This is a genomic window from Streptomyces sp. NPDC001781 (assembly GCF_053596035.1).
Map to the genome: position 1 here is coordinate 260,520 of NZ_JBSFFI010000004.1, position 24,487 is coordinate 285,006.

General features: G+C 74.5%; 4 protein-coding genes. 3 read left to right on the forward strand and 1 reads right to left on the reverse strand.

All coding sequences use genetic code 11. The features are described from left to right. Positions 1 to 15 precede the first annotated feature (15 nt). Positions 16 to 1,239 carry a cytochrome P450 gene (locus ACWCV3_RS05965; RefSeq protein ID WP_451218952.1) on the reverse strand — a complete coding sequence of 408 codons (1,224 nt, stop codon included), beginning with the start codon at positions 1,237 to 1,239 and terminating at the stop codon, positions 16 to 18. Positions 1,240 to 1,904: 665 nt separating this feature from the next. On the opposite strand from ACWCV3_RS05965, the gene ACWCV3_RS05970 reads away from it, so the two are divergent. From ACWCV3_RS05970 to ACWCV3_RS05980, 3 genes are all read left to right on the forward strand, one after another. Beyond that, positions 1,905 to 2,120 carry an MbtH family protein gene (locus tag ACWCV3_RS05970; protein ID WP_451218955.1) on the forward strand — a complete coding sequence of 72 codons (216 nt, stop codon included), beginning with the start codon at positions 1,905 to 1,907 and terminating at the stop codon, positions 2,118 to 2,120. A 400-nt stretch (positions 2,121 to 2,520) separates the two neighbouring features. Beyond that, positions 2,521 to 16,842 carry an amino acid adenylation domain-containing protein gene (locus ACWCV3_RS05975; protein ID WP_451218958.1) on the forward strand — a complete coding sequence of 4,774 codons (14,322 nt, stop codon included), beginning with the start codon at positions 2,521 to 2,523 and terminating at the stop codon, positions 16,840 to 16,842. Next, entirely contained in the window at positions 16,839 to 24,359 is a 7,521-nt protein-coding gene (locus tag ACWCV3_RS05980; RefSeq protein ID WP_451218961.1) for an amino acid adenylation domain-containing protein, read from the forward strand. Before ACWCV3_RS05975 ends, ACWCV3_RS05980 begins: the two co-directional genes overlap by 4 nt. The last annotated feature ends 128 nt before the right edge of the window (positions 24,360 to 24,487 follow it).

A 24,487-nucleotide genomic window follows, 5' to 3' on the forward strand; every position in this document is an offset into this window, starting at 1 on the left:
CCAGCGGTGCGCGGGTCAGGCGGCGGGGGTGAACCGCACCGGGAGCGCCTGGGGTCCGCGGGTGAACACGCCCTGCTCCACCGGGTCGAAGCCGTCGGCGAAGCGCAGGTCCGGCATGGCGTCCAGCAGTTGGGCGACGCCGATCTCCACCTCCGCCTTCGCGAGCAGCGCGCCCACGCAGAAGTGCCGGCCCAGTGCGAACGCCAGGTGGTCGGCGGCCGCGGAGAAGGCGTTGGTGGCGGTGAGGTCCTCGCGGAAGATGTCGAACCGGTCGGGCTCGCGGTAGCGGTTCTCGTCGCGGTTGGCCGAGCCGATCAGGCAGGTGACGGTGACACCCGCCGGCACGGTGCCGCCGCTGAGCTTCACCTCGGTCGCGGACTGCCGCATGATCATGTGCACCGGCGGGGTGAAGCGCAGGGTCTCCGCGAACGCCCGCGGGATCAGGCTGTGGTCGGCCCGGACGGCGGCGAGCTGGTCGGGGTGGCTCAGCAGGTTGGCGAAGATGCTGGCGATCGCCTTGTCCGTGGTCTCACCGCCGGCGGCGAGCAGCAGGCTGCAGAACGCCTTGATGTCCTCGTCGCTCATCCGCACCCCGTCCACCTCAGCGGCGCACAGCACCGACAGCAGGTCGTCGCCGAGGCTCTCGCGGCGCTCGCGGATGATCGGCAGCATGTACTCCGCGAACTCCACCCGGGTGCGCTCGCCGGCCGCGGCGACCTCCTGGTCGCCGGACAGGTTGCCGAGGAAGGCGATGACGGCCGTGTACCAGCGGTGGAAGCGGGCGTGGTCGGCCTTGTCCAGGCCCAGCATGTCCGCGATCACGTTCACCGGGAACCGGGTCGCGTAGTCGGTGACGAGGTCGGCGGAGCCGGAGTGCCTGAAGGCGTCGATCAGTTCGCGAGAGTTGCGCTCGATGACGGGCAGGAACTTCTCCTGCAGGTCCCGGCCGCGGAAGGCGGGGGCGACCAGGGCCCGGCGCACGGCATGCTCACGGCCGCTGAGCTGGAGGATCGTCCTGCCGTGGACCGGCTCGATCTGCCAGTCGTAGTTGTCGGTGGTGAACTCGGAGTCCTTGTCCTTGAAGACGCGCTCGACGTCCTCGTAGCGCGAGACGATGTAACTCTGCGTCGCCTCGTGCCAGATGAGCGGCGCGGACTCCCGCATCAGCCGGTAGGCCGGGTACGGGTCCGCCGCGAACTCGGGCGAGAGGATGTCGGGTATCTGTGCCGCAGTCGTCATGATGCTCCGTCGAGACCGGGAATGGCGTGTTCCGTAAGGTTATTGATCAACCGTCAGCCATAACAGCCCCCTGAGGCTTCGAGCGGGGCGCGGTTCGCGGCTTGGCCGGATACCGGTCGTCCTGAAAACCGGGTGCGAGGTCTGTTCCACGGCTTCCGTGTCCGGATCCGGACGTTACGGCAGCGGGTTACGGGCGAAAACGGGGCGCACGGTCGGCGCACGGGTGCGTGGGCCGGAGTCGGATGCGCTCAGGTGAGAGCGGGTCGGCGCATGCGCAGATCGGCCGGATCAGCCTGTGTCATATGCGATCGAACCGCCGCAGTCCTGGCGTCTGCTGGCCAATTGCTCGACACCGAAAACGTTCAGGCATATGCCAAAGGCAGCACGAGAGGTTATTGCGCACTCTATTACCCATCGGTAATCGATCGATCGAGTACCTTCGCTCGTGGACTTTCCCTTAGTGTGATGAGTGTGAATGAACAGGGTCCGGGCAGTCTGGTTCCTACCGGCCGCTCGGGACTGTCATCTCGGGGGTGGAGCGACTTGCTCCTCCGTTCGATCTGACGCACTGTGGCGGATCGAACGAGCAGTCCGGGAGCCGTGGGAAGGGAATGCGTGGCGACTCGGAGAAACAAGCCGATGTACGTGCTGCCAAGGGGGGCGTCGTGATCAATCCTTTTGACGATGAATCGGGCAGGTTCCTGGTGCTCGTGAACGATGAGGGCCAGTACTCGCTCTGGCCGGCGACGCTCGCCGTGCCGGGCGGCTGGCGGGTCGAGGGCCCGGAGGGGTCGCGCCAGGAGTGCCTGGACGCGATCGAGGGCCGGTGGACCGACATGCGGCCCGCCAGTCTGGTGCGGGCGATGGCGGCCGAAGGATAGGTCGGCCCGCGGCCCCGGCCCGTCCGGGGTGTCATGCCTGGTCGTACGGTATCTCGCCGCGATGTGACCCCCTGGGCGCCGCTCTCGCCCCGGGAGGCCGTCGGGCCGGTGCGCCGTACGACCGTCAACGCCGGCGAGACGCTCGCGCCGGTTCCCGTTCCCGCTCGCGGGGGTCCCGGCGGCCTGCCCGGCCGCAGGGTTGACGCGCGTGGATGCGACGGGCGCTCGTGCGCCGGTAATCGGAAGTGCGGATGGGCGCGGCCGTGTTCGACATCTCGGATCCGCACTTTCTTCTTTTCACCGTCACAGGAACGTCATGGGGGCGAACCGCCGTGCGCGGGCTCCTTTGCCCCGGCATTCCTCACCGTCCCCGGAACCTCTCCCCAAAGGTTGATCTCGCATGCCTGAATACCGCTCGGCCGCGTTCGCCGCGACGCCCGACGAATCGTTCGAACTGACCACCGCACAGCAGGGTGTGTGGTACGGGCAACTGGTCGATCCGGACAGCCCCAAATACAACATCGGGGAATGCCTGGAGATCCGTGGCGGCCTCGACGAGGAGTTATTCGCCGTCGCTGTGGACCGTGCGGTCCACCTCCACGACAGCTTTCACCTGGAGTTCGTCACAGAGGGTGAAACGATTCGTCAGCGGGTGGTCCGCCCCGGTCCGGACGCCCCGAGCCGGCTCCACCGGGTGGATCTGAGCGGTGAGGCGGAGCCGACCGCCGCGGCCGAGCGGTACATGGCCGACGACATGGCCACCGTCGACCGCCTCACCGCCCCCCGGCACCACTTCGCGCTGCTCCGGCTCGGCCCCGCACTGCACTACTGGTACATCCGCTACCACCACATCGCCGTCGACGGCCTCAGCGGCGCCCTCTTCGCCCGCACCGTCGCCGACCTCTACAGCCGTGCCGTGCGGGGCGATTCCACGGAGGAGATCACCGCAGCACCCCTGCGCGACCTGGTCGACGAGGAGGCCGCCCACCGCGCCTCCGGCCGCACGGAGGCCGACCGCGCCTACTGGACCGGCCGCTTCACCACCCCGGCCGGGGACACCTCCGGCGACGGGACCCGCGCCGCCGCACCCCTCGTCCGCCGCCGCACCGACGCCCCGGCCCCGGGCGACGCCTCCGACGCACCGGTGGAGCTGCACTCCGGCGACACCCTTCCGGTCACCGTCCTGGAGGAGCTGCGCCGGCTGGCCGGGGACAGCCGCACCACCTGGACCGCCGTCGTCGTCAGCGCGATCGCCGCCTACGTCGCCCGGGTCACCGGCACGAACGACGTCCGGATCGGCCTCGCCTCCCACGGACGGCACGCGGGCCTGCGTCACATCGTGGGCATGACGTCCAACATCCTGCCGCTGCGCCTGGCCGTGACCCCGGACATGACGGTCGGCGCGCTGGTCCGCGCGGTCGCCGCCGAGATGCGCGGCGCGATGCGCCACCGCCGCTTCTCCCGCGAACAGCTCGCGCGCGAGCTGAACGTGGCCGACGGCGGGGCCCGCCTCACCGACGCCGTCGTCAACATCATGGGCTTCGAGTACGGCCTCGACTTCGGTGGCAGCCCCGCCACCTCCCGGCTGCTGTCCATCGGCCCGGTGGACGACATCTCCCTCTTCGTCTCCGAACGATCCGAGGGGCAGGGGCCGTTGATCGGCTTCGACACCAACCCGGAGCTGTACCACCCGGACGACGTCCGGCTGCACCAGCACGCCGTGATCTCCTTCCTCACGGCCCTGGCCGGGGCGGACGCCGAAACCCCGCTCGCCGACATCCGGTTGCTCGACGACACCGCCACCGCCGAGATGCTCGCGCAGGGACGCGGGGGCGAACTCCCCGCCGGGGAGAACACGCTCCCGCGGGCGTTCGCCGCGCAGGTCCGCCGCACCCCGGACGCCCCGGCCGTCGTCGCCGGCGCGCACACCCTCACCTACCGTGAGCTGGCCGAGGCGGCCACCGCCCTGTCCGGCGCGCTGAACGGCTGGGGCGTGGGTGCCGAGGACGGCGTGGGCGTACTGGTGGACCGCTCGGCCGCCGTGGTGACGGCCACGCTCGGCGCGGTGGGCGCCGGTGCCGCGTACGTGCCGATGGACGCCGCGTGGCCCGCCGAGCGGCTCGAGCGCGTCGCTGCGACCGCCGGGGTCCGCGCCCTGGTCGTGGACGCGGCCAACGCCGGCACGGACTGGGTCGAGGAGCGGGCCGCCACCCTTCCCGTCCTCGTCGTCGACGAGCGCGGTGGCCTCCTCCGGGGCGCCCCCGAACGGCCCGGAACCCCGAGCGAGGTGGAACGGAGCGACCGCCTCGCCTACGTGATGTTCACCTCCGGCTCCACCGGCCTCCCCAAGGGCGTCGGTGTCACGCACGGCGACGTGCTCGCGCTGGCCGCCGACTCGGCCTGGCGGGACGGCGTCCCGGACGCGGTGCTGATGCACTCCGCGTACGTCTTCGACGCCTCCACCTTCGAGATCTGGGTGCCGCTCCTCAACGGCGGCCGGGTGGTCGTCGCACCCCCCGGCGGCCTGGAGCCGCGCGTCCTTGCGGACATGACGCAGCGGCACGGGGTCACCTCGCTGTTCCTGACGACCTCGCTGTTCAACCTCGTCGCCGAGACCGACCCGGCCGCCTTCGCCGGACTGCGCCTGGTCGCCACCGGCGGTGAGGCGGCGGCCCCCGGCCTGACCCGGCGGGTCGCCGAGGCCGCCCCCGGCACCCGGGTGCTGAACGTCTACGGCCCCACCGAGACCACCACCTTCGCCACCCGCCACCAGGTCACCGCCGGCACGGCCGGCGTCCCCCCGATCGGACGCCCCCTCGACGGCATGAACGCCTACGTCCTCGACGACCGCCTGCGCCCGGTGCCGCCCGGCGTGGTCGGCGAACTGTACGTCGGCGGCCCGGGCGTCGCCCGCGGCTACCTGGGCCGCGCCCGGCTCACCGCCGCCCGGTTCGTGGCCGACCCGTACGGCGCGGACGGCGCCCGGATGTACCGCACCGGCGACCTCGCCCGCTGGACCGGCGACGGCGACATCGAGTACGCCGGACGCGTCGACGGGCAGGTCAAGCTGCGCGGGTTCCGCATCGAGCCCGCCGAGATCGAGAACACCCTGCTCGCCGACCCCGCCGTACGCTCCGCGCGCGTCCTGGTCCGTGAGGACGCGCCCGGCGACCCGCGCCTCGTCGGCTACGTCGTACCGGAACCCGGCACCGCCCCGGACGCCGCCGCGCTCGCCCGTACCGTGGGCCGGGCGCTGCCCGCTTACATGGTGCCGTCGGCCTTCGTCCTGCTCGACGCGCTGCCCCTCAACGCCAACGGCAAGCTCGACCACCGTGCCCTGCCCGCCCCCCGCGCCGCCACGGCCGCCGGGCGTGCCCCGCGCACCGCTCACGAGGAGGTGCTGGCGGGCCTGTTCGCCGACGTGCTCGGCCTGGACGCGGTCGGCGTCGACGACGACTTCTTCGCCCTCGGCGGCCACTCCCTGCTGGCCACCCGCCTCACCGGCCGGGTCCGCGCCGCGCTCGGCGCCGAACTCGACCTGCGCACCCTCTTCGCGCACCCCACGGTCGCCTCGCTGGCCGCCGTGCTCGACACCTCCGGCGAGGCCCGCCCCGCGCTCGTCCCGCAGGACCGCCCCGGCACCGTGCCGCTCTCCTTCGCGCAAGCGCGGCTCTGGTTCCTCAACCGGGCCGAGGACTCCGGCGACACCTACAACGTGCCGCTCGTCCTCGACCTCGAAGGCCCGCTGGACACCGACGCCCTGCGCGGCGCCCTCGCCGACGTGGTGGCCCGGCACGAGAGCCTGCGCACCGTGTTCGCGGAGGAGGACGGGGTCGCCCGCCAGATCATTCTGGACGCCGCGCACGCCGCGGAACTGGTCCCGCTCGCCGTGGAGGAGCCCCCGGCCCGGGCGGACGCCGAGGTGTGGGCCGAGGAGGCGGTCGCCCGGCTGGCCGGTGCCCCCTTCGACCTGGCCGGGGGCGTCGCCTTCCGCGCCGGACTGCTGCGGCTGCGTGCCGACCGGCACATCCTGGTCCTCGTCCCGCACCACGTCGTCGCCGACGGCTGGTCCCTCGCCCCGCTCAGCCGCGACGTCGGCGCCGCGTACCGGGCCCGGCTGGCTGGGGAGGACACCCCCGACTGGCCCGCGCTGCGGGTGCAGTACGCCGACTACGCCCTGTGGCAGCGCGAGCTGCTCGGCGAGGACGGCGATCCGGGCAGTCTCGCCGGGCGGCAGCTCGCCTTCTGGCGCCAGGCGCTGCACGGCGCCCCCGACCTGCTCGAGCTCCCGCTGGACCGGCCGCGCCCGGCCGTCCCGAGCCACCGCGGTGGCGCGGTGCCCTTCCAGCTGCCCGCCGACGCGCACACCGCGCTCGTCGGGCTGGCCCGCGCGGCCGGCTGCACCCCCTTCATGGTGCTCCAGGCCGCCCTCGCGGTCACCCTGGGCGCCCACGGCGCCGGCGAGGACATCCCGCTCGGCACCGCCGTCGCCGGGCGCGCGGACGAGGCGCTGGACGACCTGGTCGGCTTCTTCGTCAACACGCTGGTGCTGCGCACCGACCTGTCCGGCGACCCGACGTTCCGGGAACTCCTTGGACGGGTAAAGGAGTTCGACCTCGCGGCGTTCGGCCACGGGGACATCCCGTTCGAGCGGCTCGTGGAGGCGGTCAACCCCGAGCGGTCCGGCGACCACCACCCGCTCTTCCAGACCATGCTGGTCCTCCAGAGCCAGGAGCGGGCCGGGATCGACCTGCCCGGCATCGTCAGCCGCGACCGCTCCGGGCACACCGGGATCAGCAAGTTCGACCTGACCTTCTCGCTCACCGAGAACGCCGCCTCGGCCGGCCGGTCCGATTCCGCGCGGGGCATCGGCGGCTACCTCGAGTACGCCACCGACCTCTTCGACGAGGCCACCGCCCGCGACCTGTGCGACGGGTTCGCCCGCGTCCTCACCGAAGCCGTCCGGCACCCCGACCGGCGCCTCGGCGACCTCGACCCGCTCGGCCCCGGCGAACGCGACCGCCTCCTCGCCCAGGGCCACGGCACCCGACGCCCGCTCCCCGCGGTCACCGCCCCGGAAGCGGTCCGCGACTGGGCCGCCCGCACCCCGGACGCCACCGCCGTACGGGACGCGGAAACCAGCCTCACCTACGCCGAACTCGACTCCCGCGCCGACGCGTTGGCCCACACGCTGCGCGAGCGCGGAGCGGGACGCGAGACGCTGGTCGCGCTCGCCCTGCCGCCGTCCGCCACCACCGTCGTCGCCATGCTGGCCGTCCTGCGCGCCGGTGCCGCCTACCTGCCCGTGGACCCGCGCTACCCGGCCGTCCGCATCCGGCACATGCTCACCGACGCCCGCCCGGTCCTGCTGCTCACCACGCGCGACGTCCACGAGACGCTTCCGCCCACCGGCGTACCGTGGCTCGACCCGGACCGGCTCGACCCGGACCGGCTCGGCTCGCTCGGAGGCGAGCCGGGGCAGCCGATCCGCCCCGCCGACCCGGCGTACGTCATCTACACCTCGGGCTCCACCGGGCGCCCCAAGGGCGTGACCGTGCCGCACGGCGCGCTCGCCAACCACATGGCCTGGATGGCGGGACACCTGTCGCTCACCCGGCGCGACCGGGTCCTCGCCCGCACCTCCACCAGCTTCGACGCCTCCGTGTGGGAGCTGTGGCTGCCGCTGATGAACGGCGCCGAGGTGTGCGTGCTGCCGGACGGCGTCAACCAGGACCCGCGGGCGCTGGTCGACCGGATGGACCGGTTCGGTGTCACGGTCGCCCAGTTCGTGCCGTCGCACCTCGCGCTGGTCCTCGCCGAGGCCGCCGACGCCGCACCGCTGCCCGCGCTGCGCGCCGTCCTGTGCGGCGGCGAACCCCTGCCCCGAGCCCTGGCGGACGACATCGCCCGCACCTGGCACGCCGAGGCGCACAACCTGTACGGCCCGACCGAGGCCACCATCGACGCCACCGCCCACCGCGTCGCCGAGGCCGCGGAGGGCCACGCGGCGGACACCGTGCCGATCGGCCGGCCCGTCGACACCATGCGCGCCTACGTCCTCGACACCCGGCTGCGCCCCGTACCGACCGGGGTCACCGGCGAGCTGTACCTCGCCGGGCCCAACCTCGCGCGCGGGTACCTGGGGCGCCCCGGCCTGACCGCGGAGCGCTTCGTCGCCGACCCGTTCGACACCACCGGCGCCCGGATGTACCGCACCGGCGACCTCGTCCGGTGGAACCGGCACGGGCTGATCGAGTACGTCTCCCGTGCCGACGACCAGGTCAAACTGCGGGGCTTCCGCATCGAGCTGGGAGAGGTGGAGGCCGCGCTCCTCGCCCGTCCCGGTGTCATCTCGGCCTGCGCCGTCATCCGCGAGGACGCCCCCGGCCGGCGCCGGCTGGTGGCGTACGCCGTCACCGGTGACGGGGCCGCGCGCGCCCTCACCCTGCGCGACGACCTCGCCGAGACGCTGCCGCACTACATGGTGCCCGGCGCCGTCGTCGTCCTGGACGAACTCCCGCTGCTGCCCAACGGCAAGGTGAACCGGCGCGCGCTGCCCGAACCCGGGCCGGAGACCGAGACGCAGACGGCGCCCGGCCGGGGCACCCCGCAGGAGGAGCTCCTCGCCGGGATCTTCGCCGACGTGCTGGACCGCCCCGCCGTCGGCCCGCACGACAGCTTCTTCGACCTCGGCGGCCACTCCCTGCTCGCCATGCGGGTCGTCAGCCGCATCCGCGCCGTCCTCGGGGCGGAGGTCGCGGTACGCACCCTCTTCGAGCACCCGACCGTCGCCGGCCTGGCCCGCGCCCTCGACACCCCCGGCCGGACCCGCCCCGCCGTGCTGCCCGCGGCTCACCGCCCCGAGCCGCTGCCGCTGTCCTACGCCCAACGGCGGCTGTGGTTCCTCAACCGGCTGGAGGGACCCAGCTCCACCTACAACATCCCGCTCGTCCTCGAACTCGACGGCGTCCTCGACCCGGGCGCCCTGCGGGCCGCGCTCGGCGACGTCGTCGAGCGGCACGAGGCGCTGCGCACGGTGTTCCCCGAGCGGGACGGAGTGCCGTACCAGACGGTCCTGCCCGCCGAGGCGGCCACGCCCGCGCTGCCCGTGGTGAGCACGGCGCCGGCCGACATGGACGCGGCCGTACTGGCAGCCGTGCGGGAGACGTTCGACGTCACGGCCGACCTGCCGTTGCGCGCGCTGCTGCTGCGCTCGGCGCCCGAACACCATGTGCTGGTCCTCGTCGTCCACCACATCGCCGGTGACGGCTGGTCGCTCGCCCCGCTCGCGCGCCATCTCGGCACCGCCTACCGCGCCCGCCTCGAGGGCGCCGGTCCGGGGCTCACCCTCGGCACCCCGCTCCAGTACGCCGACTACACCCTCTGGCAGCGCGCCCTCCTCGGCGAGGGCGGCGGCGAGCCCGCGGACGACGGTGTGCTGCGCGGGCAACTGGACCACTGGAACACCGCGCTCGCCGGCATGCCCGGCCTGATCGACCTCCCGCTCGACCGGCCCCGCCCGGCCGCCGCCGACCCCAGGGGCGGCGTGCACGCCTTCGAGGTGCCCGCCGAGCTGCACGGGCGACTCCAGCGGCTGGCAAGGGAATCGGGCACCAGCCTCTTCATGGTGCTCCAGGCGGCCGTGGCCACCCTGCTGCACCGGCACGGCGCGGGCGACGACATCCCGCTCGGCTCGCCCGTCGCCGGCCGCACGGACGAGGCACTGGAGGACCTGGTCGGGTTCTTCGTCAACACCCTGGTGCTGCGCACCGACCTCTCCGGCCGCCCGACGTTCCGGGAACTCCTCGTACGCGTCCGGGAGTTCGACCTCGCCGCGTACGCCAACCAGGACGTGCCCTTCGAGCGGCTGGTGGAGCACCTCAACCCGGTCCGGGCCCGTGACCACCACCCGCTGTTCCAGACCATGGTGGTGCTCCAGAACCAGGACGGCGTTCGCCCCGACCTGCCCGGCCTCGCCGTCGAGGACCGGCTCGTGCACAACGGGCTGAGCAAGTTCGACCTCACCTTCGCCTTCACCGAGGACCGGGACGGCGGTCTCGGCGCCGGGGTGGAGTACGCCACCGCGCTGTTCGACCGCGGTACGGTCGAGAACCTCGCGGACCGGCTGCTGCGCCTGCTGGAGCGGGTCTCGGCCGAACCCGGACGCCCGGTCGCCGAGCACGACCTGATGACGCCGGACGAGCGCGCCCGCGTCACCCGCTGGGGCACCGGTCGCGCCCTGCCCGCCACCGGCGAGCCCGCCGTCCTGCCCGCGCTCTTCGCGGCCCGGGCCGCGCGCACCCCGGACGCGGTGGCCGTCACCGCCGGCGAGGACCGCCTCACCTACGCCGGACTCGACGCCCTCTCCGCCGGACTCGCCGCCGCCCTCGCGGGCCTCGGTGTCGGCCCCGAGACCGGCGTCGGCGTGCTGCTCGGCCGGTCCCCGGCCGTCGTGACCGCCTCCCTCGCCACCGTCCGCGCCGCGGGGGCCTACGTCCCGCTGGACGCCCGCTGGCCCGAGGAGAGGCTCGACCAGGTCGCCGGGGCCGCCGGTGTGAAGGTCCTCCTGGCCGACGAGGACACCCAGGACTCACCCTGGGTGCGCGCGGCCGCCGCACACACACCGGTCGTCGTGCTGGACCGGCTCGGCCGGGTCCTGCGGGGTGCGCCCGCGCGGCCCGGTCGCCCGGTGCCCGTACCGGGTCCGGCCGCGCTGGCCTACGTGATGTTCACCTCCGGCTCGACCGGCCTGCCCAAGGGCGTCGGCGTCAGCCACGCCGACGTGGTCGCGCTGGCCGCCGACTCCGCCTGGCGCGAGGGCGCCGCCGACGCCGTGCTGATGCACTCGGCGTACGTCTTCGACGCCTCCACCTTCGAGATCTGGGCCCCGCTCCTGCACGGCGGCCGGATCGTCGTCGCGCCCGCGGGCGTGCTGGACGCCCGCGCCCTCGACGACGCGGTGCACACCCACGGGGCCACGGCCGTCTTCATGACGACCGCGCTGTTCAACGTGATCGCCGAGACCGACCCCGGTGCCTTCACCGGTCTGCGGCTGGTGTGCGCCGGCGGTGAACTGGCCTCCCCGGACGCCATGCAGCGGGTCGCGGCCCTCGCGCCGGACACCCGTGTCCTGCACGTGTACGGCCCTACCGAGACCACCACCTTCGCCACCCGCCATCCGGTGGCCGCAGACCTGCCCGCCGGGCCCCCGCCCATCGGCCGCCCGCTGGACGGGATGCGCCTGCACGTCCTGGACGACTCGCTGCGCCCCGTACCGCCGGGCGTGGTGGGGGAGTTGTACCTCGCCGGACACGGAGTGGCGCGCGGCTACACGGGACGGCCCGGACTGACGGCCACCCGGTTCGTCGCCGACCCGTTCGACACCGCGGGCGGCCGGATGTACCGCACCGGCGACCTGGTCCGCTGGACCCCGGACGGCCAGATCGCCTACGTCGGCCGGTCCGACGGCCAGGTGAAGCTGCGCGGCTACCGGATCGAGCTGGGCGAGATCGAGAACACCCTCGCCTCCTGCCAGGGGGTCGCGGACGCCTTCGCCGTGGTCCGCGAGGACACGCCGGGCGACCGGCGCCTCGTCGCCTACGTCGTCCCCGCGAACGGCGCGAACCCCGACCCCGCCGACCTCGCCCGTGCCGTCGGCCGGTCGCTGCCCGCCTACATGGTGCCCGGCGCCCTCGTCCTGCTGGAGGCGCTCCCGCTCACCCCCAACGGCAAGGTGGACCGGCGCGCGCTGCCCGTGCCCGAGTACGCGCCGGTGGGCGTGCGCCCCGCCCGTACCGCCCGCGAGGAGATCCTCTGCGGACTCTTCGCCGACGTGCTCGGCCTGGAGGCGGCCGGCCCCGACGACGACTTCTTCGCACTCGGTGGCCACTCCCTGCTCGCCACCCGGCTCACCGCCCGCGTCCGGGCCGCCCTCGGCGTGGAGGTCCCCGTCAAGACCCTCTTCGAGCACCCGGCGCCGGCCGCGCTGGCCGCGGTGCTGGACGGCGCCGAGGCGGCGCGTCTCCCGCTGCGGCGGGCCGAGCGCCGGGCGGAGCCGCTGCCGCTGTCCTTCGCGCAGCGCAGGCTCTGGTTCCTCAACCGGTTCGAGGGGCCCAGCGACACCTACAACGTGCCGCTCGTGCTGCGTCTCGACGGCCCGCTGGACGCCGACGCGCTGGAGAGCGCGCTGGCCGACGTGGTCGAGCGCCACGAGAGCCTGCGCACCGTCTTCCCCGACACCGACGGCGTGCCGCGCCAGCTCATCCTCGACGCCCGCACCGCCGACATCGACCTCACGCCCCGCGACGCCGACCCCGCCCGCCTGGACGAGGTGCTCGCCGCCGAGGTGGCCCACGCCTTCGACGTGAGCGCCGAAGCACCGCTACGGGCCCGGCTGGTACGGCTCGGCGCCGAGGCGCACGTCCTCGTCCTGGTCCTGCACCACATCGCGGGCGACGGCTGGTCGCTCGCGCCGCTCGCCCGCGACCTCGGCGAGGCGTACCGGGCGCGGCTCGCCCACGAGGAGCCGGGCTGGGCCGAACTCGCCGTCCAGTACGCCGACTACACCCTGTGGCAGCACGCTCTGCTGGGCGACGAGGAGGACCCGGACAGCCGGACCGCCCGGCAACTCGCCTTCTGGCGAGAGGCGCTGGCCGGAGCCCCCGAGCTGCTGGAGCTGCCCGGCGACCGGCCGCGCCCGGCGGTCACCGGGCACCGGGGCGACGCGTTCGCCTTCCCCGTGGACGCCGCCACCCACCAGGCCCTCGCCGCGCTCGCCCGCGCCCGCGGGTGCAGCCTCTTCATGGTGCTCCAGGCCGCCCTCGCGGTGCTGCTGTCCCGCCACGGCGCAGGGGAGGACATCCCGCTCGGCACGGCCGTCGCCGGCCGCACCGACGAGGCGCTGGACGACCTGGTCGGCTTCTTCGTCAACACCCTGGTGCTGCGCACCGACCTCACCGGCGATCCCACCTTTGAGGAAGTACTGGACCGTGTAAGGGAGTTCGACCTCGCCGCCTACGACCACCAGGACGTGCCCTTCGAGCGGCTGGTGGACGCCCTCAGCCCCGAGCGGGCGCAGAACCACCACCCGCTCTTCCAGACCATGCTGGTGCTCCAGAACACGGCCGGCGCCGACGTCGAGCTGCCCGGTCTCACCGTCTCCGAGCAGCCGGTGCGTACCGGCATCAGCAAGTTCGACCTGACCTTCACCTTCACCGAGACCGAGGACGGCGCCGGACACCCCGCGGGGCTCGACGGCGTGCTGGAGTTCTCCACCGAGCTGTTCGACCCCGCCACCGCCCACTCCCTCGCCGGCCGGCTGACCCACCTGCTCGCCTCCCTCGCGGCCGACCCCGGCCGGCGGGTGCACGAGACCGAGGTGCTGGGCGGGTCCGAGCGGCAGCGGCTGGAACGGGCGGCCCTCGGACCGGTCCGGCCGGTGCCCGCGCGGACCGCCCCCGAGGCGTTCCGCACCCAGTGCGCACGCACCCCGAGCGCCGTCGCGGTCCGCGGTGCCGACCGCACCCTCACCTTCACCGAACTCGACCACCTCTCCAACGACCTCGCGCACCATCTGCGCGGCCGGGGCATCGGCCGGGGCGACCTCGTCGCCCTCGCCCTGGAGGGCACCGCCGACCAGGCGGTGGCGATGCTCGCCGTGACCAAGGCCGGGGCCGCCTACCTGCCCCTCGACCTGGACCACCCCGAGGCACGCATCGCGTACACCCTCTCCGACGCCCGCCCGGTCCTGCTGCTCACCCACGCCCACCGGGTCCGGGACCGCCGGCCGGACGTTCCCGCGCTCACGCTGGACGACCCGTCCGTCTGGTCCACCGGTCGCACCGCGCCGCCCGCCGCGGTGCCCGACCCGCGCGACGCCGCCTACGTCATCTACACCTCGGGCTCCACCGGCCGCCCCAAGGGCGTCGTCGTCACCCACGCCTCGCTCACCAACCACATGGCGTGGATGGCCGGCCACCTCGCTCTCACCGGCGACGACCGGGTCCTCGCCCGCACCTCACCCAGCTTCGACGCGTCGGTGTGGGAGACCTGGCTGCCGCTGCTGCACGGCGGCTCGACCTGCCCGGTACCGGGAGCGCTCAACCACGACCCCGCCGGGCTGCTCGGGCGGATGCGTGAACTGGGGGCCACCATCGCCCAGTTCGTTCCCTCGCACCTCTCGCTGGTGCTCACCGAGACGGCCGGCGAGGAGGCTCCGGCCACCCTCAGGGCCGTGCTCTGCGGCGGCGAACCCCTGCCGCGCACCCTGGCCCGCCGGGTCCGGGACGCCTGGCGGGCCGAGCCGCACAACCTGTACGGGCCCACCGAGACCACCATCGACGCCACCGCCCACCACCACACCGACGACGACTCCGGCACCGCCGAGGGGAGCGTGCCGCTCGGACGCCCCGTCGACAACACCCGCGCCCACGTGCTCGACGCCCGCCTCCAGCCCGTGCCGCCGGGTGTCACCGGCGAGCTGTACATCGCCGGCGACGGGCTGGCGCGCGGCTACCTCGGCCGGGCCGGGCTTACCGCCATCCGCTTCGTCGCCGACCCGTACGGGCCCGCGGGAAGCCGGATGTACCGCACCGGCGACCTCGTCCGGCGCGACGCGGACGGCCTGCTCACCTATGTCTCCCGCGCCGACGACCAGGTCAAGCTGAACGGCTTCCGCATCGAACTCGGCGAGATCGAGACCGCGCTCGCCGCCCTCCCGGGCGTCACCGCCGCCTGCGCCGTCGTACGCGAGGACCAGCCGGGAGAACGCCGCCTGGTCGCCTACGTCGTACCCGGCCGGGGAGCGGCCGACGTGGCCGACGACGCGCTGCGCCGGGGGCTGGCCGAGGTGCTGCCGCCGTACATGACACCCGCCTTCTTCGTGCGCCTGGACGCGCTGCCCCTGATGCCCAACGGCAAGACCGACCGGCGCGCCCTGCCCGCACCGGCCCGCACCACCGGTACCCGGCCGGGCGGGGAGCCGCGCACCGAGCGCGAGCGCGTGCTGTGCGAGGTGTTCGGTTCCGTGCTGCGGGCGGCCACCGTCCGCACCGACGACGACTTCTTCGCGCTCGGCGGCGACAGCATCCTGTCCATCCAGCTCGTCAGCCGGGTCCGGCAGGCCGGGCTGGCCGTCACCCCGCGCGACGTCTTCGTGCACCGCACACCGGAGGCCATCGCGGCCGCCGCCACCGTGCTGACGGCGGACTCGGCCGAACCCGCCGAGTCGGGCACCGGCGAGATGCCGCCCACGCCCATCGCGGCCTGGTTCCTGGAGCGGCCCGGCCCCACGGACGGCTACAACCAGTCCGCCGTCCTGCGCACCCCGGCCGACGCCGACGAGGAAACCCTCGCCGCCACCCTCCAACTCCTCATCGACCACCACGACATGCTCCGGATGCGGGTCACCCGGTCCACCGAGGAGGAGCCCTTCCTCTACGCGCAGCCGCCCGGCGCCGTACAGGCACGCAAACGCCTCACCCGGCTCGACGCCACCGGGCTCGGCCCCGACGCCGCCACCGCGGCGCTCGCCGAGGCGGGCGAGCAGGCCCGCGCCCGGCTGCGGCCCGCCGACGGCCATGTCATCGAGGCCGTCTGGGCCGACGCGGGAGCGCACACCCCCGGCCGGCTGCTGATCGTCGTCCACCACCTGGCCGTCGACGCGGTCTCCTGGCGGGTGCTCGGCGCCGACCTCGCCGCCGCCTGGCGGTCGGTCACCGGTACGCCCACGCCCCTGCCGTCCGTGGCCACGCCGTACCGGAGCTGGGCGCGCCTGCTCGCGGCCCAGGCGCGCACCCCCGAGCGGGAGCGTGAACTCCCGCTGTGGGAAGACGTACTGAGCACCCCGGACCCGCGCCTCGGGCACCGGCCGCTGGACGCCGGGCGCGACACCGCCGAGCACACCCGGACCATCACCACCCGGCTGGACACCCGCTGGACCGGCCCGCTGCTCACCACCGCGCCCGCAGCCTTCCACGCCGGGGTGGACGACGTGCTGCTCACCGCGCTCGCCCTCGCGATCCGCGGCTGGCGCGAGGACCGGGGCACCGGCCGCACGGACGACACCGGTGTCCTGATCGACCTGGAGGGCCACGGCCGGGAGCAGCTCGCCGACCACATCGACCTCTCCCGCACCGTGGGCTGGTTCACCAGCCTCTACCCGGTCCGCCTCGACCCCGGCCCAGGCCGGCTCCTCGACCCCGGACGCTTCGACGCGACCCTGATCGACCGCGCCGTGAAGCAGATCAAGGAACAGCTCCGGGCGATACCCGACCACGGCGTGGGCTACGGCATGCTCCGGCACCTCAACCCCGCCACCCGTGACCGGCTCACCGCCGAGGCCCCGCAGATCGGCTTCAACTACCTCGGCAGGTACGCGAGTCCGGCGGGGAGCGCGGGCGACTGGGAGATCCTCCTCGACGGGGGCCAGCCGCGCAGCCAGGACCCGGACATGCCCGTCCACCACGTCGTCGACATCAACGCGCACACCGAGGACCGCCCCGACGGTCCCGTCCTCGTCACCCGCTGGGCCTGGCCCGGCGACCTCCTGAAGGAGGAGGACGTGGCGGACCTGGCCGACGCCTTCTCCCGCGCCCTGCGCGCCGTCGCCGAACACGCCGAACAGCCCGACGCGGGCGGCTACACGCCGTCCGACCTTCCTCTGGTCTCCCTCGACCAGGCTCAGATCGACCGACTTCAGAACAGGTGGGGTGGACGCAAGTGACCGGGTTCCAGCTGGAGGACGTACTGCCCTTGACGCCGTTGCAGGCGGGCATGCTCTTCCACTCGCTCTACGACTCCCAGGCCGTGGACGTCTACACCACCCAGTTCGTGTTCGACCTCGAAGGCACCGTCAGCGTCTTCGCCCTGCGCTCGGCCATCGGCACCCTGCTGCGCCGCCACGCCAACCTCCGGGTCGGCTTCCTCCACGAGGACCTGGACCAGCCCGTGCAGGCGGTGGCGGCGCGGGTCCCCGTACCGCTGGAGGAGCTGGACCTCACCCCGGCCGGCGGTGCCGCGGGCCCGGAGGCGCTGGAGGCGTTCCTCGCCGAGGACCGCGTCAGGCGCTTCGACCTCACCACACCGCCCCTGATGCGGTTCACCCTCGTCCACACCGGGCCCGGCCGGCACCGGCTGGTGATGACCAGCCACCACCTCCTCTTCGACGGCTGGTCCGTCCCGCTCCTGGTCCGCGAACTGTTCGAGCTGTACGCCCACCAGGGCGACGACCTCGCGCTGCCCCGCGTCACCCCGTACCGCACCTACCTCGCCTGGCTGGCCGCCCAGGACCGGGCGGCCACGCTGGAGACCTGGCGGGGCGCGCTGGCGGGGCTGGAGACGCCGACCCTGCTCGCCGGCCGGGACGCGCCGGAGGGGCCCGGCTCCGCCGAGCTGCCCGAGACCCTCGTACTGGAGTTGGACCGGGACACCACTCACCGGTTGCGCGAGACGGCCCGCGCCTCCCGGCTCACCCTGAACACCCTGGTCCAGGGCGCCTGGGGCCTGGTGCTCGCCCACCTCACCGGACGCTCCGACGTGGTGTTCGGCACCACCGTCTCCGGACGGCCGCCGGAGATCCCCGGCATCGAGACGATGATCGGCCTGTTCATCAACACCGTTCCGGTACGGCTGCGCCCCGAGCCCGGCGAGTCGCTGGCCGCGCTGCTCACCCGTCTCCAGGAGGAGCAGGCCGGGCTGCTGGGCCACCAGTACGCCGGGCTCACCGAGATATGCGAGACCGCGGGTCTGGACCGGCTCTTCGACACCCTCGCCGTCTTCGAGAACTACCCGCTCGACGCCGACGCCCTGCGCACCGCCCAGCAGGGCATGGCCGGCCTCACCGTCACCGGGATCGAGGGCACCGACGCCGCCCACTACCCGCTCACCCTCACCATCGCCCCCGGCGAGGACAGCCTCCGCGTCACCTTCGGCTACCGCCCCGCCCTGCTCGGCCGCACCGCGATCGAGCAGACCGTGGCCCGCATGCGCCGCCTGCTCACCCGGATGGCGGACGGCCTCGACGTACGGGCCGACGATCTGCCGCTTCTGCTGGACGGGGAGCGGGAGCAACTGCTGGCGGCCGGACGGGGCGCGGAGCTCCGCCTCGACGTCCGGAACCTGAGCGTGCCCGACATGGTGGCCCGGCGGGCCGTGCACCACCCCGGCACCATCGCCGTCACCGGCGCGGGCGAGGAGCTGACCTACGGACAGCTCCAGGAGCTGTCCACCGGGCTGGCCAAGGCCCTGACCGGCTCCGGGGCCGGCCCGGAGGACGGCGTCGGCATCCTGCTCGGCCGCTCCTCGGCCCAGGTCACCGCCGCCCTTGCCGTACTGCGCGCGGGCGCCGCCTACGTCCCGCTGGACCCGCGCTGGCCCGCCGACCGCCTCGACCGCGTCACCGAGTCCGCCCCGCTGCGGGCCCTCGTCGTGGACGGCACCACGCGGGACGACCCGTGGGTGCGCGGACTCGGCATCCCCGTCCTCACCGTGGACTCGGCCGGACGCGTCGTCAGCGGCGGCCCCTTCGCCCCCGGCGCCCTGCCCGCCGTGCCGGGCGGCGACCGGCTCGCCTACGTCATGTTCACCTCCGGCTCCACCGGCCTGCCCAAGGCCGTCGGTGTCACCCACGCCGACATCACCGCCCTCGCCGCCGACCGCACCTGGGCCGACGGCGTCGCCGACGCCGTGCTCATGCACTCCGCGTACGTCTTCGACGCGGCCACCTTCGAGATCTGGGCGCCCCTGCTCAGCGGCGGCCGAGTCGTCGTGGCCCCTCCGGGAACGCTCCAGCCGGAGACACTCCGCGACCTCGTCACCCGGTACGGGGTGACGGCGGCCTTCCTGACCACCGCCCTGTTCAACGTCGTCGCCGAGACCGATCCCGGTGCCCTCGGCCTGCTCCGGCTGGCCGCCGCCGGCGGCGAGGCCGCGACGCCCGGTGTGCTTCAGCGGCTGGCCGCGGCCCACCCCGGCACCACGGTCCTCAACGCCTACGGCCCCACCGAGACCACGACCTTCGCCACCCTCCACCGCGTCCCGGCCGGCGCCCCGTCCGGCATGCCCGCGATCGGCCGCCCGCTGGACGGCATGCGGGCCTACGTCCTGGACGCGGCCCTGCGCCCGGTACCCGCCGGCGCCGAGGGCGAGCTGTACATCGCGGGCCCCGGTGTGGCGCGCGGCTACCTCGGGCGGCCCGGCCTCACCGCCACCCGGTTCGTCGCCGACCCCTTCGAGGGGGACGGCACCCGGATGTACCGCACCGGCGACGTGGTGCGGCGGGACGGCGCGGGCCTGATCCACTACGTCAGCCGCGCCGACCAGCAGGTCAAGCTGCGCGGCCACCGCATCGAGCCCGCCGAGATCGAGGCGGTCCTGCGCACCGATCCGGCCGTGCGCGCCGCCTGCGTCCTGGTCCGCGAGGACCTCCCCGGCGACCGCACCCTCACCGCGTACGTCGTACCGGCCCCCGGCCGCACCGCGGACCCCGGCCTGCTCGCCGCGCACGTCGGCCGCCACCTGCCCTCCTACATGGTGCCGTCCGCCATCCAGCCGCTCGACGCCCTCCCGCTGACCGTCAACGGCAAGGTGGACCGGGCCGCGTTGCCCGCGCCCACGGGTCCGGGGCCGGGCGCCCCGGGACGGGCGCCGCGCGGGGCGCACGAGGAGATCGTCGCCCAACTCTTCGCGGACGTCCTGGGCGTGCCCCGGGTCGGCGTCGACGACGACTTCTTCGCCCTGGGCGGCCACTCCCTGCTCGCCACCCGGCTGGTCGGCCGTGTCCGTACCGCGCTGGGCACCGAGACCGAGATCCGTACCCTCTTCGAGCACCCCACGGTCGCCTCCTTCGCCGCCGTCCTCGCGGACGGCGACCGCCCGGCGCGCCCCGCCCTGGTCCCGCAGCCGCGCCCCGAGGTGCTGCCGCTGTCGTACGCCCAGCGGCGCCTGTGGTTCCTGCACCGGTTCGACGGCCCCTCGGCCACCTACAACATCCCCTTCGCCGTGCGTCTCGACGGGCCGCTGGACCAGGAGGCCCTGCGCGCCGCACTGGACGACGTGGTGGCCAGGCACTCCGCGCTGCGCACCCTCTTCCCGGCCGCCGGGGAGGGCCCGCACCAGCGGATCACCGAACCGGGCGAGCGGAGCGTGCCGTTCACCGTCCGGGACGCCGGCGAGGACCGGCTCGGCGCGGCCGTGGCGGAGACCGCCGCCGAGGCCATCGACATCGAGACCGAACTCCCGCTCCGGGCGACACTGCTGCGGCTGACCGAGAACTCACACGTCCTCGTCCTCGTCGTCCACCACATCGCCGCCGACGGCTCCTCCCTCGCACCCCTCACCCGCGACCTGGGCACCGCCTACCGCGCCCGCGTCGGCGGAGCGGCCCCGCAGTGGACCGCGCCGCCGGTCGACCACGTGGACCACGCCCTCTGGCAGCGGGCCCTCCTCGGCGGCGAGGACGACCCCGACAGCGTGCTGTCCGGCCAACTGGACCACTGGAAGCGGGCGTTGGGCGGGCTGCCCGAGCTGATCGACCTGCCCTGGGACCGGCCGCGCCCCGCCGTGCCCCACCACACCGGCGCCACGCACGACTTCACGCTGGACGCCGGCACCGCCCGGCGGATCGCGGACCTCGCCCGCACCAGCGGATGCAGCGTCTTCATGGTCCTCCAGGCCGCCCTCTCCCTGCTGCTCTCCCGGCACGGAGCGGGCGAGGACATCCCGCTCGGCACCGCCGTCGCCGGGCGTACCGACGAGGCCGCCACCGATCTGGTGGGCTTCTTCGTCAACACCCTCGTCCTGCGCACCGACCTCTCGGGCGACCCCACCTTCCGTGAACTGCTCGACCGGGTAAAGGAGTTCGACCTTTCCGCCTACACCCACCAGGACCTGCCCTTCGAGCGGCTGGTCGAGCTCCTCAATCCCGCGCGCTCGCAGAGCCACCACCCGCTGTTCCAGACCATGCTCGTCCTCCAGAACCACAGCCCGGCCACCCCGGTCGAGCTGCCCGGCCTCACCGTGAGCCCCGTCCCGGTCGAGCTGCACGTCAGCAAGTTCGACCTGTCCTTCACCTTCACCGAGACCCACGACGACCGGGGCGCACCGGGTGCCATGCGGGCCGCCGTGGACTACGCGACGGAACTCTTCGACGCGGACACCGTGGAGGCCCTCGGCGAGCGCCTCTCCGGGCTGCTCGACGCCGTGACCGCCGACCCCGACCGCCCGCTGCGCGCCTACGACGTGCTGACCGGCGCCGACCGCGCCCGTCTCACCGCCTGGGGCACCGGCCCGGAGGCCGAACGGCCCGCGAGCGTCCCCGCACTGTTCCGGCGCCGGGTGCACGGCACCCCGGACGCCCCGGCGGTGCGCGACGCCACCACCACGCTCACCTACCGCGAACTGGACGCTCTGGCGGACTCCGTGGCCGCCGGCCTCGCCGCGCGCGGCATCGGCGCGGAGGACCGGGTCGCCGTCGCGCTGCCCCGCGACCGCATGCTGCTGGTCACCCTGCTCGGCGTCCTCAAGGCCGGCGCGGCGTACGTACCGCTCGATCCCGACTATCCGGCCCGGCGCCTCACCCACATGGTCGAGGACTCCCGGCCGCGCCTGCTGCTGGCCACCCCCGAGGTGCTCGAGCGGCTGCCCGAGCTGCCGGTGCCCTACGTCCACGCAGCCGACCTCGCGCGGGACACGGTGCCCGCTCCCGTCCCCGGTGATCCCGACCCGGCGCACCCGGCGTACGTCATCTACACCTCGGGTTCCACCGGCCTTCCCAAGGGAGTCGTGGTCACCCACCAGGGAGTCGGCGCGCTGGCCCGGACGCACGCCGAGCGGCTGCGGGTCGGTCCCGGCCACCGGGTGCTGCACCTGGCGTCCGTCAGCTTCGACGCGGCGTTCTGGGAGATGTGCATGGGCCTGCTCACCGGGGCCTGCCTGGAGATCGACGAGCGCGACGCCCTGCTGCCCGGCCCGGCCCTGGCCGGCACCGTCCGGCAGCGGGGGGTCACCCACCTCACCCTGCCGCCCGCCGCGCTCGCGGTGATGCCGCCCGACTCGCTCCCCGAGGGCATCACCGTCGCCCTGGCCGGCGAGGCGTGCCCGCCGCACCTGGTGCACACCTGGGCGCGCGGCCGGCACCTGGTCAACGCCTACGGGCCCACCGAGACCACCGTCTGCGCCACCATGAGCGCCTTCCAGCACGCCGACGGCCCCCTCGCCCCCGACCGCACCGTGCCCATCGGCGTTCCCCTCGACGGCACCCGCGTCCACGTCCTGGACGGCCGGCTGGCCCCCGTCCCTCCCGGCGTGGTCGGTGAGCTGTACGTCTCCGGCGCCGGCCTCGCCCGTGGCTACCACGAGCGGACAGCCCTGACCGCGACCCGGTTCGTGGCCGACCCCTTCGACCCCGCGGGCGGCCGGATGTACCGCACCGGTGACCTGGCCCGCTGGACAGGGGACGGGGAACTCGTCTACGTCTCGCGCGTCGACGACCAGGTCAAACTGCGCGGTTTCCGTATCGAGCTCGGGGAGATCGAGGCCGCTCTGACCGCGTTGCCCGGTATCGGCTCCGCCTGCGCGATGGTCCGCGAGGACCGCCCCGGCGACCGGCGCCTGGTCGCCTACACGGTCGCGGAGGAGGGGCAGCGGGTCCCCGACGCCGCCGGACTGCGCGCCGGACTCGCCGAGACGCTGCCCGACCACATGGTTCCGGCCGCCTACGTCACGCTCGACACCCTGCCCCTCACCCCCAACGGCAAGACCGACCGGCAGGCCCTTCCCGCACCCGGGCGCACCGCCGCCGGGGAGGGCACCGCCCCGCGCACCGATCTGGAGCGCGCGCTGTGCGCGGTGTTCGCCACGACCCTCGGTGTGCCTCAGGTCGGCGTCCGGGACGACTTCTTCGCCCTCGGCGGCCACTCCCTGCTCGCGGTCACCCTCGCCCAGCGCATCGAGGAACACTGCGGGCGGCGCCTTTCCCTGCGGGACCTCTTCGCCGCGCCGACCGTGGAGGGCGTCGCCCGCCTGCTGGAGCGCACACCCGAGGAGCAGGGGTACGGCAGCGGGCCGGACCTGGCCGCCGAGGTACGGCTCGCCCCGGACATCACGGCCACCGGGCGCAGGAGCGTCCGCCCCGGCGCGCGCCCGCTGCTCACCGGTGCCTCCGGGTTCCTGGGCGCGTTCCTCCTGCGGGACCTCCTCGAGAGCACCGGGGGCCCGGTCGACTGCCTGGTCCGCGCCGAGGACCCGCGGAGGGCCGCCGAGCGGCTGCGGGCCAACCTGGAGCACTACGGTCTCTGGCAGCCCCGCTACGAGACCCTGATCAACGCGGTGCCGGGCGACCTCGCCGCCCCCGGCCTCGGCCTGAGCCCGCAGGACCGCGCCGCGCTGGTCCGCCGGCTCGGCCCCGTCCTGCACAACGGCGCGCGCGTCAACTTCGCCGCCGGGTACGGGGATCTGCGTGCCCCCAACGTCGCGGGCACCGAGGAACTGCTGCGGCTGCTCGCCGACTCGGCGTCACCGGGCCTGCACTACGTCTCGACCACCAGCGTGTTCGCCCCCGCGACCGGACCCGACCCGGTCGTCGTCACCGAGTCCACCCCGACCGGCCCGCCGGCCGGGCTGCCCGACGGCTACGCCCGCAGCAAGTGGGTCGCGGAGGGACTGGTCCGACTCGCCGCCGAACGCGGACTGCCGGTCACCGTGCACCGGCCCGGCCGCATCAGCGGCGACACCGTCACCGGCGCCTGCCAGGACCGGGACCTGCTCTGGCAGCTCATCAAGGGCTGCCTCCAGGCCGGCGCCGTGCCCGACCTGCCGTACGGCTCGACCGACTGGGTGCCGGTGGACCACGTCAGCCGGGCGGTCGTGGCGCTCGCCGGGGCGGTGCAGCCCGGCGGCGAGGTCTACCACTTCACCAACCCGGACGCCCCGGACCTGGGCCGCGTGTTCGCGGCGGCCGCCCGGCTCGGCCACGAGCTCGCCACCGTCCCCGTCGAGGAGTGGCAGGCCCGCGTCGCCGCCGACCCGGACAACGCGGCCCAGCTCTTCCTCGGGGACGAGCCGCAGACCCGGCATGAGGCGATGGACCGGCGGCGCTTCGACTCCCACCAGACGGCCAAGGCGGTGGACACCCTGGGCGTCCACCAGCCCGACCTGACCGACGAGGTGCTCACCCGCTACCTCACCTGGTTCCAGCGCACGGGCTTCCTGCCGGCGCCGGCGAAGGGAGGGACCGCGCGCTAGTGCTGTGACCGGGAAGGTTCACCGGCTCGCGGCGTCCGGCACGGCACCTCGCCGCGTTGTCGCGTCGCCCGAGTACATCCAGTACGCGGGCGATGCTCCGCCTTGCGATGCACCGCACCGGACGCCGC